The organism is Variovorax sp. GW458-11-26-14-LB1, from assembly GCF_059423965.1.
This window is the reverse complement of record NZ_JBWKYW010000010.1, coordinates 21,619-35,639: the sequence shown is the minus strand read 5'-3', so window position 1 is coordinate 35,639 and position 14,021 is coordinate 21,619. Positions and strand designations below refer to the sequence as shown.

Sequence of the window (14,021 nt, the reverse complement as noted above, 5' to 3'; positions counted from 1 at the left end):
TGGGCCCGACTCTATTCAATCGGCAGCGCGGCGGGGAGTAACAAGATCGTCGTGAATCCCGCCAGCGGCGGGGCCAGCCAGCGGCGCGCCCTGGCCTGCCCGATGGCACGCACGCGCCGTTCGACCTCGAGTTCGGCCAGCGCGCGCTGCACCGTGCGCTGGCTTGCGCCCAGCGCCAGCGCGAGCGCCGAGGTCGACCAGGCCGCCCCGTCGGACAGCAGCGCCACCAGCGAAGCCTGCTCACCATCGATGGGCGGTGCCAACACCACCACCGGGCGCGCACCATGCGGCGTGAGGATGAAGCCCTGCGGCGTGGCCTCGATGCGCGCCATCGGCTTGACGAGCGCGCGCAGCCGGCCGATCTCGACGCGCAGCCGCGCGCGGTGCGTTTCGTCGGGATCGCGGGTGCGGAAGGCGTCGGCGATCAGCGTGTCGCGGTCGACATCGCCGGGCCAGGCCGCGGCCAGCGCACGTGCCAGCGAGAACAGCACGGGCCGGCGTGCAAGCGAGCGCCAGGAGTCGCCGCCTCCGACGCCACGGCGGCAAGCATCGACGACGAGCGCATCGGACGCGAGCAGCGCCTCGACCTCATCGAGGCGCAGGGCCTGTTCACCGCCGGCGGCGATGCGCCGGGCGGCGGGACGTTCGAGCGCGGCGCGCGCTTCCGCCACTTCGGCCAGCAGCGCCGGCACGCGCGCGCGCCAGGCCGCGTCGTGCGCGCGGTCGAGCGCCGCGCGTGCCGCGGCGGTGCGCAGCGAACGCAAGGCCAGTTCCGCCGATGCCAACTCGGCCACCGCCGACAGCAACGGCGGCAGGCTGTGCCCGTCGAGCAGCGACAGCGCGGCGGCGGCCTCGTCGAGCCGGCCGAGCAGCAGCAGCCGGCGCGCCGCGATGAGCCGCGCCTGCAGCGCATTGGCCAGGTCGTCCCGGGCTTCGAGCGTGGCCGCCGCCGCGATCAGCGCGCGCGGCGAACCGCCCAGGTCGCGCATCGCGAGTGCCACCTCGGCTTCGGCGACGACGCAACGGGCGCGCGCCAGTTCTTCGTGCGCCCCAAAGCCGCTCGCGGCCCGCCGCAGCAGCTCGCGCGCACGCGGGTGCTCGCCGAGCTGGGCCATGGCGATGCCGCGCAGCGCGAGCGCCGGCGGGTCGTCGCGCAGGGCCACGCGTTTGAGGGCACCCAGCGCGTCGCCGGCAGCGAGCGCGCGCGCGGAGGCGGCGATGAGGGAATCCATGGGGCGACAGGCTACAACACCGCCGTTGCGCCGCGGCCCGCCTCATCGCGAAGCGGCGTCTTCAGTCCAGCGAGATGCCGCGCTCACGGATCAGCGCGTGCCACTTCTTGGTCTCGGCGAAGGCGTAGGTCTTCATCAGCACGCTGTCGCTCGGCACCGGCTCCCAGCCACCCTCCTGCAGCCGCTTGCGCACGCCCTCGTTGGCCAGCGCGACCTGCATCTCCTTGGAAAGGCGCTCCTGGATGGCGGCGGGCGTGCTGGCCGGCACCACCAGCCCCTGCCATGCGTAGGCTTCCGAATCCTTGAAGCCCTGCTCGCCCACCGTGGGCACGGCGGGCAGGATCGGCAGGCGCTTGGCGCTGAACGCCATCAGCGGAACGACCTTGCCCGACTGAATGGCGCTGAGCCCCGACGAGGTGTCCACCACCATCAACGGCACCTGCCCGCCCATCACGTCCTGCAGCGCGGGCGCGGCGCCGCGGTACGGCACGTGCATCGTCGACAGGCCGCTGCGGCTCAGGAACAGTTCCATCGCCAGGTGGTGCGGGCTGCCGTTGCCCGGCGAGGCGTACGACAGCGTGCCCGGCTTGCTCTTGAGCTGCTCCATCAGCGCGCCGATGGTCTTGAGGTTCGTCGACGGCGCCGCCACCAGGACCAGCGGCGTGCGGGCCATCAGGCCGAGCATCGCGAAGTCGCGGTCGACGGCGTAGGGCAGCTTCTTGTAGAGCGCGGGGTTGTAGACGAGCACGCCGTTGTCGGCCGTGAACACGGTGTAGCCGTCGCCCGGCGACCGGGCCGTGACCTCGGCGCCGATGATGGCGCCGGCACCGGCGCGGTTGTCGACGATCACCGGCTGGCCGGCCTGGACCGACATCTGCGCGCCGATGGTGCGGGCCAGGAAGTCGCTGCCGCCACCGGCGGGGTAACCGACGATCCACTTGATCGGCTTGGACGGAAAGGCCTGCGCCTGCGCTTGCGCGGGAGCCCCCGCGAAAGCAAGTGCAGCGGCCGCGAGCGAAAGAAAACCGCGGCGCGCAAGGCGATGAGAAACGGGCATGAACGATGTCTCCTGGCAGTGGTTGTTGTGAGGGCGCTGCGATTGGATGCGAGCTTCATTCATGGTTCAATCAGATATTTCTTTCCCACTTATCGGATAAACCGATGAATGTCACGTTGCGCCAATTGCGCGCCTTCATCGCGGTGGCCCGCGCCGGCAGCGTGACCGAGGCGGCTTTGCGGCTGCACATCACGCAGTCGGCGCTGAGCGGCCTCATCAAGGACCTGGAATCGAACCTGGGCGTGCAGATGCTTCACCGCACGACGCGCAAGCTGCAGCTGTCCAGCGCGGGCGAGGTGTTCCTGCCGATGGCCGAGCGCATCCTGCAGGACCTGGGCATGGCGCTCGATGCGGTGTCCGACCTGCGCGAGCTGCGCACCGGCACCGTGCGCATCGCGGTGCCGCAGGTGATGGCGTGCACGGTCATGCCGGAAATCATGGCCGCCTTCGCCCGGAAGTACCCCGGCATCCGCGTGCGCCTGCAGGACTCGATGGTCGAAAGCGTGCTGGGCCGGCTCATCAACGGCGACGTGGACCTGGCCATCGGCCCCGAGCGCGACGCGCCGGCCAACGTGGTGGCGCGCACGCTGTTCACCCTGCCCTTCCTCGCGGTGCTGCCCCCGGGGCATCCGCTCACCAAAAAGCAAAGGGTCGCCTGGAGCGACCTGGTCCGCTACCCCGTGATTTCGCTGCAGGGCGAGTACACGCAGCTGCTCAGCGCCGAACTGTATGCGTCGCCCGGCCGGCTGGAGTTCAGCCCGACGCATGAAGTCGCCTTCCTGACGACGGCGCTGAGCATGGTCGAGCACGGCCTGGGCGTGACCACCTGCCTGCCCTATGCGGGCGAGCTGCTCCAGCGTCAGAAGCTCGAATTCCGCCCGCTCGTCACGCCCGTGCTCAGCCGCAAGTTCCAGGTGTGGCTCAACAAGGACCGGGGGCTCTCGCCGTCGGCGCAGGAGTTTCTGGACTTCCTGCTGCAGCACATCGAGGATCACCCCGCACCCGAGGTGCGCGCGTTCCGCAAGGCACGCTGATCACGCGCGCAGCGGGACTCAGCTGCTGCCAGCGCCTGCCACGGGTGCCTGCACCCTCGCCGCCAACCGCGTGCCGCCATCGCCCGCATCGATCTGCAGCGTGCCGCCGATGCGTGCCATGCGCGCCTGCATGCTGCGCAGGCCCAGTCCGCCGATCGATGAGGCGACCGTCACCGCGTCGAAGCCCACGCCGTCGTCCTCGACGCTCAGCAGCACACCGGCCTCTCCGTCGGCCATCAACTGCACGCGCAGGGTCCGCGCACGGCTGTGCTTCACGACATTGGCCAGTGCCTCCTCAAGCAGGCGCGTGAGGCCCAGCACCTGGCGCGCGGACAGCGCACAGGGCCAGGCCGCGGGCGTCTGCCAGTGGCTGCGCACGCCCATCTCCTCGAACAGGCGGCCGAAGCGGTGGCGCATCGGCGCCAGCCATTGCGTGGGCGTGGCGGCCACCGGGGCCGCGCCGCCGCTGTGGGTGTCGATGATCTGGCGCAGGTCGTCGCGCAGCGACTTGAACATCGACAGGTACTGCGGCCGCTGCAGCGCCTCGCCCGACTGTTCCACCAGCGCGATCGAGCGCACCAGCGAACTGCCCAGGCCGTCGTGCAGGTCGTGCGCCACGCTCAGGCGCTCGTTCAGCCGCACGTTGTCGAGCTCCAGGCGGTGTTCGCGGCTGAGCGTGTCGGCCAGCTCGGTACGTGCCCCGCGCACTTCGCGCGCCAGTTCGTCGTTGAAGCTCTCGACGCGGCGCAGGCTGCGCGTGAAGCCGCCCGCCAGGATCAGCGACATGCCGATCATGATCAGCGGCGCCGTGACCACGGTGTAGCCGAAGCGGTCGTCGATGACGCGCAGGATCATCAGCGCGTCGTGCACCGCAGCCACCAGGAAGCCGAAGGCGCACAGGGCCAGCAGCAGGTGCTCGGTTTTCTTGGTGTCGAGCGCGCGCAGGATGAACTGCACGCACACGGCCATGAAGAGCAGCGAATACACGATGAACACCGCCAGCGTCGCGACCGACAGCGCAGGCTGCGGCAGCAGCGCGATCGCCGCCACGGCCAGCGCGGCCACGGCCCACAGCGCGCGGCTCAGGCGCGGAAAGCGCTGACCGCCGAAGTGCCACATGAACATGCAGAAGCAGCTCACGTACAGGACCATCCAGGCCGTGATCCAGCGCGACCAGGCGTCGGTGGAGGCGAACGGCCACGGCAAGGTGCTGACCACCGTGTTGCTCGCGAACACCAGCCAGGCGATGGCGCTGAGCGCATACCAGCCGTAGGCGACCTCTTGCCGGCGCATGAGCCACAGCACGAGGAAGAAGCAGCCCAGCGTGATCGAGATGACGAGGTTGACCGCGGGCAGCACACGCGCGAACAGGCGGCGTTCGTCGTGGTACGCCACCGCCGCGTCCGCCGGGCCGAGCACCACGCGGCCCAGCCCCGAGCCGTACATGCTGCCGCCCACCACCTGCACCCACAGCGTGTTGGTGCCGGGGTTCAACGCGGCGGCCGGCAGGAAGAAGACGCGCGGCGTGTTCCAGCTGCGGCTCAGCGGCTCGACCAGGCTGGCGTCGCGCCAGAGCAGGTTGTCGTTCAGCGAGATCGCGCCGGCCATGCTCAGGTAGTCGAAGGCCACGCCCAGCTGCGGCGCGTCGTCGCGACCGGCGCAGGGGCGCTGCCAGTCGATGCGGTACCACACGATGCCTTCGAAGCCGGGCCAGCGTTCGGCCCAGTGGTCGGGCAGCGACACCGGCTGCCAGCCGTCGATGGGCGGCGGTGCTTCAGGCCCCGCGCCGGCGGTGGCGCGCACGGCCCGCACGCTGTCGATGTGCGGCGCGCACGCCTCGGCCGCCCCGGCCGCCGCAGCCGTGTGCGCTAACAACCACCACAGGCTCAGGCCAGCAAGCCACGCGAACGCGCTGCGAAAACGGCGCGCGTGCGCGAGGAAACGGTGAGCTTGCGGTAGATGTTCTTGATGTGGCATTCGACGGTGTGCCGCGACAGGAAGATCTGCTCGGCTATCTCGCGGTTGGTCAGGCCTTCGGCAACCAGCTGGAGGATCTGGAGTTCGCGCGAGGTCAGCACATCTTCGCCGACGCGCCCCGGCGTGGCGGGCGGCGCCTGCGTCAGGTCGAGGATGCGGCGTGCAATGAACGGATCGATCGGCGCCCCGCCGCGCAGCACGCTGCGGATCGACAGCAGCAGCTCCAGGTCGTCGCGCTCCTTGAGCACGTAGCCGGTGGCGCCGGCGCGCAGCGCGTTGAGGATGAGGTCGTCGGTGCTCCAGGCGGAGATCACGAGGATGCCGGGGCCGTCGTCGGCGTTCATTGCCGCAACGGTCGGCGCGCTCATCTGCGCGATCAGCTCCACGCCGTTGCCGTCGGGCAGGCCCAGGTCGACCAGCGCCAGCGCGAACGACTGGCGCGCGAGTTCGATGCGCGCATCGGCCAGCGTGGCCGCAAGCACCAGCACGTCGTTGCCGTAGCCCAGCTGGTTCAGGATGCCGACGATGCGCCGCTGCATCAGCGCGTCGTCCTCGACGATGAGCACGGGCGCCGGCAGGTCGGGACTGGGCGGCGGCGTCATCGCCGGGCCGTCGGGGTGGGGAGAGAAAGCGGACATCAGGACGGTTCGGACAAGGTGGGAAGCATGCCCGAATCATCACCCAGGCTTCGCGCGCGAGGCTGCAGTGTCCCCTCGCGGCGGCGCTGCGGCCATCACCAGATCTGGGGGTTCTGGTGGCGCGGCGCGGCATCGGTCGGCCTTCGCCTACAGACAGGCACCACGCGAGCGGACATGGTGGGGCCATGACACATCCGATCGAACTCATCATCGACGAGCCGGCGCCCGGATCCTTTGTCTGGCGGCTGCTTGAAACCGACACCGACGGTGCGCATCCCACCGTCCTTCGCTGCGCCTTCGACCCGGTCGAGAGCTACGAGCTCGCCCTGGCCTCGGGACAGCGCGCCCTGCGCAGCGAGATGCGCGCGCACGGCACTACAACAGAAGGCCACTGAGCGTCAGCATGCGCTGACGGCGGCTTCGCGAGGCGTCCTACCGCTCTCGCGCCGTCGGTTCCTAGGATGGTTTTCGGGCGCCGGTTCTCTTGCGCTTGTCGCAATGAGGCAACCGCCGGCGCCTTCAAGGAGATGACCATGCAAAGAAAGCTCATGTGGATGTGCGCCGTTGCCGTGTCTTGTCTCACGGCCGTGTCGGCGCAAGCGCAGGTGAACCCGCCGCCCGCGGCCACGGTCGATCCGGCGGTCGCCGAATACAAGGCGGCCCGCGACAAGATCTCGGCCGACTACAAGACCGACCGCGCCGCTTGCGATGCCATGAAGGACAACGCCAAGGACGTCTGCGTCGAGGAAGCCAAGGGCAAGGAAAAGATCGCCAAGGCCGAGCTCGACCAGAAGATGAAGCCCAGCGACGGCAATGCCCGCAAGGTGGCCGAAGCCAAGGTGGAAGTCGCCTACAGCATCGCCAAGGAAAAATGCGACGACCAGAAGGGCGAGGCCAAGTCAACCTGCGTGAAGCAGGCCAAGGCCGATGAAAGCAAGGGCATGGCCGAAGTCAAGGCGATGAAGAAGTAACCAGCCGGGCCGCAGCCCTTCCCGTTGGCGCTGGCCGGGGGCGGTCGCATACTCGACAGATGCCCTCCTCTTCCACGCGTCCACGGGTCTACCTCGCCGGCCCCGACGTGTTCCGGCCCGACGCCGCGCAGTACTTTGCCGCGCTGGCCCTGGCCTGCGACGCGCTCGGCATGACGGCCGTGCCGCCGTTCGACGGCAAGGCGGCCGGCCCCGACCCCGCGCGCCGGATCTACGAGGAAAACATGAAGCTGCTGCGGTCGGCGGACGGCGTCATTGCCAACCTCGCGCCGTTTCGCGGGTTGGAGCCCGACTCGGGCACGGTGTTCGAGGTCGGCGTGGCCATTGCCCTGGGCCTTCCGGTGGCCGCCTACGGCGTTCCGCCGGGCACCTATGCGCAGCGCGCCGCCACGGCAGGCGTCGTCGGCCGCGACCCGGACGGCAGTTTGCGCGACCCCGAGGGCACGCTGATCGAGGATTTCGGGCTGCCGCTGAACCTCATGCTGGCCTGCTCGGTGCGCTTTTCGGACCTGGCGACCGACGCTTTGCGGGTGCTGGCCGAGGTGTTGGGGTCTGCGCCCGCCCAGCGGCAGTGAGCCGAAATTCGTGAAATAAGTCACAAATCAAAGACAGGAAATCACCAATTCTGGGGAGAAAGCCCCGAGAAGTAAGCCTTTCAGCCTCTTTTTGCGTTGGACACGCCAATGCCCCAAAAAGGAGGCCCGGATGCCCCCCTCAGATCAACAAGCAGTTTTCGAAGCGGCGGGCCGCCTGGGTTCCATGGAGGTCCTGACCACGCAGACCAGCGCCGTCGTCTCGATGCTGCGCGCGCTGTACGCCGCGCACCCCGAGCCGGCCAAGGTCCGGTTCCACTTCGACCGGCTGATCGGCCAGTTGCTGACCAGCCCCTACCTCAGTCACGACCCGGATCACGCGCTGATCCTCCAAGACACGGCCGCGACCCTCGTGCGGCCACCGCTCGAACCCGACCCGGTGCGCTGAGCATCGGATGCACACCCAGGAGACACTGAAATGAGTTTTGAAAAAATCAAGCTCCGGTTCGGCCGGTCGTTCCGTCGCGGCGATCGCGTCGTCTGCGAAGGCCGGCTCGGCACCATCACCGGAGCGACCTATCCGCATGTGCGGGTGCGCTTCGACGGCCGGCAGATTGCGGTGCCTTGCGATCCTTGCGAACTGCATCTGGGCGCGGCGCCGATCGCGACGCTGTCCACGCTCGGACCACAGCCGTCCTGAAGATATCTCGCCTCGCCGTTTCGGCGGGGCAGCCACGCGCACGCGTCGCGCGCAGACGCAAAAAAGCCCCGACTGGCGGGGCTCTTTTGGGCTGTTTGATCACTGCAAGGTGATCAGGAAGCCAATCCTGGCGGAACCGGAGGGATTCGAACCCTCGATGAGGCTCTACACCCCATACTCCCTTAGCAGGGGAGCACCTTCGGCCACTCGGTCACAGTTCCTGAAAGCAACCGCAATTATGCCATTACTTAAGCGCTCGGTTGGTCCAGATCGAACGCTTTATGCAGTGCGCGCACGGCCAATTCCATATATTTTTCGTCGATCACGACCGAGGTCTTGATTTCGCTGGTCGAGATCATCTGGATGTTGATGCCCTCTTCGCTCAACACACGGAACATCTTGCTCGCCACACCCACGTGGCTGCGCATGCCAATGCCCACGATGCTGACCTTGCAGATCTTGGTGTCGCCCACGATTTCGGTGGCGCCCAGCGAAGGCATCACCTTCGACTCCAGCAGCTCGACCGTGCGCGCGAACTCGTTGCGATGCACGGTGAAGCTGAAGTCGGTCTTGCCGTCCTTGCTGAGGTTCTGGATGATCACGTCGACTTCGATGTTGGCGTCTGCCACGGCACCGAGGATGTGATACGCGATGCCCGGCTTGTCGGGCACGCCGAGCACCGAGATCTTGGCTTCGTCGCGATTGAATGCGATGCCGGATACGACGGCTTGTTCCATGTTTTCGTCTTCCTCGAAAGTGATCAGCGTGCCGGACTTGGCCTCTTCATTGATGTCGATGTCCCATGCGGTGAAGCTCGAAAGCACACGCAGCGGCACCTTGTACTTGCCGGCGAATTCCACCGAGCGGATTTGCAGCACCTTGGAGCCGAGGCTGGCCATCTCGAGCATCTCTTCGAAGCTCACGGTGGTCAGGCGGCGCGCATCGGGCTCGACGCGCGGGTCGGTGGTGTAGACGCCGTCGACGTCGGTGTAGATCAGGCACTCGCTGGCCTTCATGGCCGCCGCGATGGCCACGGCCGAAGTGTCGCTGCCGCCACGGCCCAGCGTGGTGATGTTGCCCTCGTCGTCCACGCCCTGGAAGCCGGTGATGACCACCACGCGACCGGCCGCGAGGTCGGCGCGCACCTTGGCGTCGTCGATGCTCTCGATGCGGGCCTTGGTGTACGAGTTGTCGGTGCGCACCGACACCTGCCAGCCCGCGTAGCTCACCGACTCCACGCCCTCGGCCTGCAGCGCCATGGCCAGCAGTGCCGACGACGCCTGTTCGCCGGTGGAGGCGAGCATGTCGAGTTCGCGGTGATAGGCCACGCCGGGTTTGCCCGGGGAGAGCTCCTTGGCAAGACCGAGCAGGCGGTTGGTTTCGCCGCTCATGGCGCTGGGCACCACGATCATCTGGTGACCCGCACGCGCCCATTTGGCGACGCGCTTGGCGACATTGCGGATGCGCTCGGTCGAGCCCATCGACGTGCCGCCGTATTTGTGAACGATCAATGCCATGGATGAAATCAGAGAAAGATAAAGGGCCGCCTGGAAAGCGGCGCCCTGCAAGCCGTCAGAGCGAAGTCTTCAGCGAGGGCGGGGCATTGTACCAATGCAGCCGCTCTCCCCTGCGCTCGGCGAAGCCCGCGCCCACCTTGAGGTGGATGCGGTGGCCGCGCGTGGTGCAGGCGCGGACCTGGTCCAGCAGCTGGTCGAGCTGCGCCGCGCTCGGTGCACAGCCGTGCGACTGCATCAGCCAGTGGCGCAGCACGTTGGCCTGGCGCGCCCGGGACAGCGCCTGCAGCGGCCGGATCTGCGGCGGTTCGCCCACCGCGGCGAGGTCCTGCGACGCCAGTTCGCCCAGCAGCTGCTGGGCCTGCGCCGCGTGGCCGATGCTGCGCGCGAAGGTGGCGCGGAACTGCGGAAAGGCTTCTGCCAATGCAGGCAGCAGCACGGCGCGGATGCGGTTGCGGGTGTAGCGCGCGTCGGCGTTGCTCGGGTCTTCGATCCACGGCAACTGCTGCTGCGCCAGCCAGCTGCGGATGTCGGCCGCCGGTACCGCGAGCAGCGGCCGATGGATGTTCAATCCGTCGCGCACGGCATGCGCAGGCATCGCGGCCAGGCCCGGCAGGCCGGCGCCGCGCGACAGCGCCAGCAGCAGCGTTTCGACCTGGTCATCGGCATGGTGCCCCAGTGCGATGGACGACACCGCAGGCCGCGCCCCGTCGGCACGCGCCATGGCAGCATACGCGTCATAACGTGCGCGCCGCGCCGCATCCTCGGGACTGTCGCCCAACGCATGCCGCGCATCGACCCGGTGCGTCACCAACGGCACACCGAGCCGCTCGCAGACCTGCGCGCACTGCCGCTCGAAGTCGTCGGCCGCCGCCTGCAGGCCGTGATGCACGTGGAAGGCGATCACCTGCCCCGGCCATCGCGCCGCGCAGGCCGCGAGCAAGGCGGTCGAATCCGCACCGCCGCTGAAGCCGACGGCCAGCGGCAGGCTCGCCGGTTCGAACGCGGCCATGGCGCGTTCGAAGGCTTCGCTCATGATGGAAAAGGGAAAGCCGCTCAGCGGCTGTTGTCGGCTTTGGTGTCGTTGAACCGGCCGTAGCTCTGCAGGCGCTCGTAGCGGCGGTCCAGCAGTTCCTTCGTCTTCAGGTCGCTGACCTGGCGGAAGGCGTCGTTGAGCGCGCGCTTGAGGAACGCGGCCATCTGGCGATGGTCGCGGTGCGCGCCGCCGACGGGTTCGTTGACGATCTTGTCGACCAGGCCCAGCGCCTTCAGGCGGTGCGCCGTGATGCCCAGTGCATCAGCGGCTTCCTGCGCCTTGTCGCTGGTCTTCCAGAGAATGGACGCGCAGCCTTCGGGGCTGATCACCGAGTAGATCGAGTACTGCAGCATCACGAGCTGATCGCCCACCGAAATGGCCAGCGCGCCGCCCGAACCGCCTTCACCGATGATGGTGACGATGATGGGTACCTCGAGCTGCGCCATCTCGAAGATGTTGCGGCCGATGGCTTCCGACTGGCCGCGCTCTTCGGCGTCGATGCCGGGGTAGGCGCCGGGCGTATCGACGAAGGTGAACACCGGCAGCTTGAATTTCTCGGCCGTCTTCATGAGACGCAGCGCCTTGCGGTACCCCTCAGGCTTGCTCATGCCGAAGTTGCGCGCGGTGCGCTCCTTCGTGTCGCGGCCCTTCTGGTGACCGAGCACCATGCAGGGCACGCCGTTGAAGCGCGCCAGGCCACCGACGATCGACAGGTCGTCCGAGAAGTGGCGATCGCCGTGCAGCTCGACGAAGTCCGTGAAGATTTCGTTGACGTAGTCGAGCGTGTACGGGCGCTCCGGATGCCGTGCGATCTTGGTGATCTGCCAGGGCGTCAGGTCGCTGTAGATGTCTTTGGTGAGTTGCTGGCTTTTCTTGCCGAGCTGATCGATTTCTTCCGAGATGTCGACCGCCGATTCGGTCTGTACATAACGCAGTTCTTCGATCTTTGTTTCGAGTTCAGCAATGGGCTGCTCGAAGTCGAGGAAGGTTCGTTTCGCCAACGTCTTCTCCTGTTTATTTCATCAATTGACCGGCCATCCGGCTCTTTTGCATTCATTCCAGAAACACCGAGGAACCGGCTTTGCCGGGCCTCCGGTGTTGCCCCCTCGAAGGGGGTTGGCGAAGCGACACGAAGTGCGCGAAGCCTGGGGGTGATCCTTAGTAAACGACCGGCACGGGGTCCAGCGATCGCCAAATATACCAAGTCGCCACGCTGCAATACGGCGCCCAGGCCACGGCGACATCGCGGGCATCGCTGCGGCTGACCGGGTCGCCCGAAAAATAGTTGACGCTGATGCCATTGAGCAGGCCCTGGTCGTCGACCGGCAGCACATTCGGGCGCATCAGGTGGAAGATGAGGAACATCTCGGCGGTCCAGCGGCTGATGCCGCGGATGGCCACGAGCTCCTCGATGATGAGCTCGTCCGACATGTCTTTCCAGCGGTCGACGTGCACGGTGCCTGAATCGAAATGCAGGGCCAGGTCGACCAGGTACTCGATCTTGCGCGCCGACAGCCCGGCGCCGCGCATGTCGTCGACCTTGAGCTTGAGCACGTTGGCCGGCGTCAGCTTGCGCGGCAGCGCCGCGAACTTGTCCCAGGTCGACTGCGCGGCCTTCACCGAGATCTGCTGGCCCACGATGCTGCGCGCCAGCGTGGTGAAGGCGTCGCCGCGCGATTCGAGGCAGGCCTCGCCGAACTTCGGAATGAGCCGCTTCATCACGCGGTCTTTCTTGGCCAGGTGCTTGCAGGCTTCCTCCCAATAGTCCGGCGTGTAGATGCGCACGCTGGTCTGCTGGGTGGCGGGTACGGGGTTCGTCGTTCCGTTCACTGTGCAGCCGCCCAGGTCGTTCCCGTGGGCGAATCCTTGAGCACGATGCCCTGCTCGAGGAGTTCCTGGCGAATGCGATCGGCTTCGGCGAAATTCTTCGCCGCCTTGGCCGCCGCGCGTGCATCGATCTTCGACTGGATGGTGGCTTCGTCGAGCGTGGTGCCTGCTTGCAGGAACGCCTTCGGGTCGCCTTGCAGCAACCCGAGTGTGCCGGCCAGCGCCTTGAGCAGGCCCGCGGTGTCTGCGGACTTCGTGCGATTGACTTCGCCGGCCAGCTCGAACAGCACGGCGATGGCTTCGGGCGTACCGAAGTCTTCGTCCATCGCCGCCTTGAAACGCTCCGCGTGGGGCTGCGTCCAGTCGATGACCACGGTCGCGGGCGCCACCAGGTCGAGCGCGGTGTACAGGCGCTTGAGCGAGTTGCGGGCGTCGTCGAGGTGCGCGTCGCTGTAGTTGAGCGCGCTGCGGTAATGCGTGCGCACGAGGAAGAAACGCAGGCTCTCGGCGTCGTACTTCTGCAGCACTTCGCGGATGGTGAAGAAGTTGCCCAGGCTCTTGGACATCTTTTCGTTGTCCACGCGCACGAAGCCGTTGTGCACCCAGAAGCGCGACAGCGGCTTGCCGTTGGCGCCCTCGCTCTGCGCAATTTCGTTCTCGTGGTGCGGAAACTGCAGGTCGGCGCCACCGCCATGGATGTCGAAAGTCTCGCCGAGCGTGGCGCAGCTCATGGCCGAGCACTCGATGTGCCAGCCCGGACGGCCGGTGCCGAAGGGGCTGTCCCACTTGGCGTCGTCAGGCTCGGTCGGCTTGGCGGATTTCCAGAGCACGAAGTCGAGCGGGTCCTGCTTGCCGTCGAGCACCGCGACGCGTTCACCGGCATGCAGTTCGTCGAGCGACTTGCCCGAGAGCTTGCCGTAGCCGGGGAACTTGCGCACGGCGTAGTTCACGTCGCCGTTGTCCGAACGGTAGGCCAGGCCCTTGCGCTCCAGCGTCTCGATGATGCCGAGCATCTGCGGCACGTATTCGGTGGCACGCGGCTCGATGGTGGGCGGCTCGATGCGCAGCGCACCGATGTCCTCGTGCATGGCCGCGATCACCTCGTCGGTCAGCGCGCGGATGGTGATGCCGCGCTGGACCGCGCGGGCGATGATCTTGTCGTCGATGTCGGTGATGTTGCGCACGTAGGTCACGGCATAGCCGCTGGCGCGCAGCCAGCGCTGCACCACGTCGAACGCCATCATCATGCGGGCGTGGCCGATGTGGCACAGGTCATAGACGGTCATGCCGCACACGTACATGCGAACCTGTCCAGGTTGCAGGGGGGAGAAATCCTCCAATTCACGCGACAGCGTGTTGTAGATGCGCAGACTCATGGGACTCGGAAAGCGTTGATTCGCGCCCGTGCGGTACGGGCGAACAACGGTGTATTTCAGGGGTGACGGGGGGCGTGGCTACGAGGGGTTCGACGTGGCCCCTCGGCT

15 protein-coding genes and 1 tRNA gene are annotated in these 14,021 nt (G+C 67.5%); 6 read left to right on the top strand and 10 right to left on the bottom strand.

Translation table 11 applies throughout. The features are described from left to right. Positions 1-11: 11 nt before the first annotated feature. Together AC07YS_RS09490 and AC07YS_RS09485 are read right to left on the bottom strand one after the other, a co-directional pair. The gene (locus AC07YS_RS09490; RefSeq protein ID WP_495267806.1) at positions 12-1,232 is read right to left on the bottom strand and encodes a helix-turn-helix domain-containing protein; all 1,221 of its coding nucleotides are present in this window, start codon (positions 1,230-1,232) and stop codon (positions 12-14) included. Between the two features lie 61 nt (positions 1,233-1,293). Beyond that, positions 1,294-2,289 (bottom strand): Bug family tripartite tricarboxylate transporter substrate binding protein, encoded by a 996-nt coding sequence (locus tag AC07YS_RS09485; RefSeq protein WP_495267805.1) that lies wholly within the window; start codon positions 2,287-2,289, stop codon positions 1,294-1,296. Positions 2,290-2,393: 104 nt separating this feature from the next. Here AC07YS_RS09485 and AC07YS_RS09480 point away from each other — a divergent pair, with 104 nt between their 5' ends. Continuing rightward, positions 2,394-3,323 (top strand): LysR family transcriptional regulator, encoded by a 930-nt coding sequence (locus AC07YS_RS09480; protein ID WP_159272076.1) that lies wholly within the window; start codon positions 2,394-2,396, stop codon positions 3,321-3,323. 18 nt (positions 3,324-3,341) lie between these two features. Here AC07YS_RS09480 and AC07YS_RS09475 read toward each other — a convergent pair whose 3' ends face one another. Both AC07YS_RS09475 and AC07YS_RS09470 read right to left on the bottom strand, forming a co-directional pair. Then, entirely contained in the window at positions 3,342-5,198 is a 1,857-nt protein-coding gene (locus tag AC07YS_RS09475; protein ID WP_495267804.1) for a sensor histidine kinase, read from the bottom strand. Positions 5,199-5,209: 11 nt separating this feature from the next. Then, complete coding sequence (locus tag AC07YS_RS09470; RefSeq protein WP_369647263.1) at positions 5,210-5,938, bottom strand: LuxR C-terminal-related transcriptional regulator; 729 nt, start codon at positions 5,936-5,938, stop codon at positions 5,210-5,212. A gap of 185 nt (positions 5,939-6,123) precedes the next feature. Between AC07YS_RS09470 and AC07YS_RS09465 the strand changes: the two genes are divergently transcribed. The 5 genes from AC07YS_RS09465 (at position 6,124) to AC07YS_RS09445 (ending at position 8,160) form a co-directional block, all read left to right on the top strand. Beyond that, on the top strand, positions 6,124-6,333 hold the full coding sequence (locus AC07YS_RS09465; RefSeq protein WP_139705507.1) for a hypothetical protein: 210 nt from the start codon (positions 6,124-6,126) through the stop codon (positions 6,331-6,333). A gap of 138 nt (positions 6,334-6,471) precedes the next feature. Then, positions 6,472-6,909 (top strand): hypothetical protein, encoded by a 438-nt coding sequence (locus AC07YS_RS09460; protein ID WP_095747578.1) that lies wholly within the window; start codon positions 6,472-6,474, stop codon positions 6,907-6,909. A gap of 59 nt (positions 6,910-6,968) precedes the next feature. Beyond that, positions 6,969-7,502: a nucleoside 2-deoxyribosyltransferase gene (locus AC07YS_RS09455; RefSeq protein WP_062480933.1), complete on the top strand. Its 534-nt coding sequence runs from the start codon at positions 6,969-6,971 to the stop codon at positions 7,500-7,502. Between the two features lie 130 nt (positions 7,503-7,632). After that, on the top strand, positions 7,633-7,908 hold the full coding sequence (locus tag AC07YS_RS09450; protein WP_139705503.1) for a hypothetical protein: 276 nt from the start codon (positions 7,633-7,635) through the stop codon (positions 7,906-7,908). A 30-nt stretch (positions 7,909-7,938) separates the two neighbouring features. Beyond that, positions 7,939-8,160, top strand: a complete 222-nt coding sequence (locus tag AC07YS_RS09445; RefSeq protein ID WP_495267803.1) for a hypothetical protein — start codon at positions 7,939-7,941, stop codon at positions 8,158-8,160. 128 nt (positions 8,161-8,288) lie between these two features. Here AC07YS_RS09445 and AC07YS_RS09440 read toward each other — a convergent pair. From AC07YS_RS09440 to cysS, 6 genes are all read right to left on the bottom strand, one after another. Then, positions 8,289-8,381, bottom strand: a tRNA-Ser gene (locus AC07YS_RS09440). Between the two features lie 27 nt (positions 8,382-8,408). After that, the gene (locus tag AC07YS_RS09435; protein WP_062480939.1) at positions 8,409-9,677 is read right to left on the bottom strand and encodes an aspartate kinase; all 1,269 of its coding nucleotides are present in this window, start codon (positions 9,675-9,677) and stop codon (positions 8,409-8,411) included. A gap of 55 nt (positions 9,678-9,732) precedes the next feature. After that, complete coding sequence (gene tilS, locus AC07YS_RS09430) at positions 9,733-10,710, bottom strand: tRNA lysidine(34) synthetase TilS (protein WP_495267802.1); 978 nt, start codon at positions 10,708-10,710, stop codon at positions 9,733-9,735. A gap of 20 nt (positions 10,711-10,730) precedes the next feature. After that, the gene (locus AC07YS_RS09425; RefSeq protein WP_056582036.1) at positions 10,731-11,711 is read right to left on the bottom strand and encodes an acetyl-CoA carboxylase carboxyltransferase subunit alpha; all 981 of its coding nucleotides are present in this window, start codon (positions 11,709-11,711) and stop codon (positions 10,731-10,733) included. A 157-nt stretch (positions 11,712-11,868) separates the two neighbouring features. Further along, on the bottom strand, positions 11,869-12,540 hold the full coding sequence (locus tag AC07YS_RS09420; protein WP_095745035.1) for a DNA-3-methyladenine glycosylase family protein: 672 nt from the start codon (positions 12,538-12,540) through the stop codon (positions 11,869-11,871). Next, positions 12,537-13,913: a cysteine--tRNA ligase gene (cysS, locus tag AC07YS_RS09415; protein WP_495267801.1), complete on the bottom strand. Its 1,377-nt coding sequence runs from the start codon at positions 13,911-13,913 to the stop codon at positions 12,537-12,539. Before cysS ends, AC07YS_RS09420 begins: the two co-directional genes overlap by 4 nt. Positions 13,914-14,021 lie beyond the last annotated feature (108 nt).

Excerpts from the sequence above, each read along its gene's own strand:
- AC07YS_RS09490 (WP_495267806.1), bottom strand. The coding sequence starts at position 1,232 with ATGGATTCCCTCATCGCCGCCTCCGCGCGCGCGCTCGCTGCCGGCGAC.
- AC07YS_RS09485 (WP_495267805.1), bottom strand. The coding sequence starts at position 2,289 with ATGCCCGTTTCTCATCGCCTTGCGCGCCGCGGTTTTCTTTCGCTCGCG.
- AC07YS_RS09480 (WP_159272076.1), top strand. The coding sequence starts at position 2,394 with ATGAATGTCACGTTGCGCCAATTGCGCGCCTTCATCGCGGTGGCCCGC.
- AC07YS_RS09470 (WP_369647263.1), bottom strand. The coding sequence starts at position 5,938 with ATGTCCGCTTTCTCTCCCCACCCCGACGGCCCGGCGATGACGCCGCCG.
- AC07YS_RS09465 (WP_139705507.1), top strand. The coding sequence starts at position 6,124 with ATGACACATCCGATCGAACTCATCATCGACGAGCCGGCGCCCGGATCC.
- AC07YS_RS09460 (WP_095747578.1), top strand. The coding sequence starts at position 6,472 with ATGCAAAGAAAGCTCATGTGGATGTGCGCCGTTGCCGTGTCTTGTCTC.
- AC07YS_RS09455 (WP_062480933.1), top strand. The coding sequence starts at position 6,969 with ATGCCCTCCTCTTCCACGCGTCCACGGGTCTACCTCGCCGGCCCCGAC.
- AC07YS_RS09450 (WP_139705503.1), top strand. The coding sequence starts at position 7,633 with ATGCCCCCCTCAGATCAACAAGCAGTTTTCGAAGCGGCGGGCCGCCTG.
- AC07YS_RS09445 (WP_495267803.1), top strand. The coding sequence starts at position 7,939 with ATGAGTTTTGAAAAAATCAAGCTCCGGTTCGGCCGGTCGTTCCGTCGC.
- AC07YS_RS09435 (WP_062480939.1), bottom strand. The coding sequence starts at position 9,677 with ATGGCATTGATCGTTCACAAATACGGCGGCACGTCGATGGGCTCGACC.
- tilS (WP_495267802.1), bottom strand. The coding sequence starts at position 10,710 with ATGAGCGAAGCCTTCGAACGCGCCATGGCCGCGTTCGAACCGGCGAGC.
- cysS (WP_495267801.1), bottom strand. The coding sequence starts at position 13,913 with ATGAGTCTGCGCATCTACAACACGCTGTCGCGTGAATTGGAGGATTTC.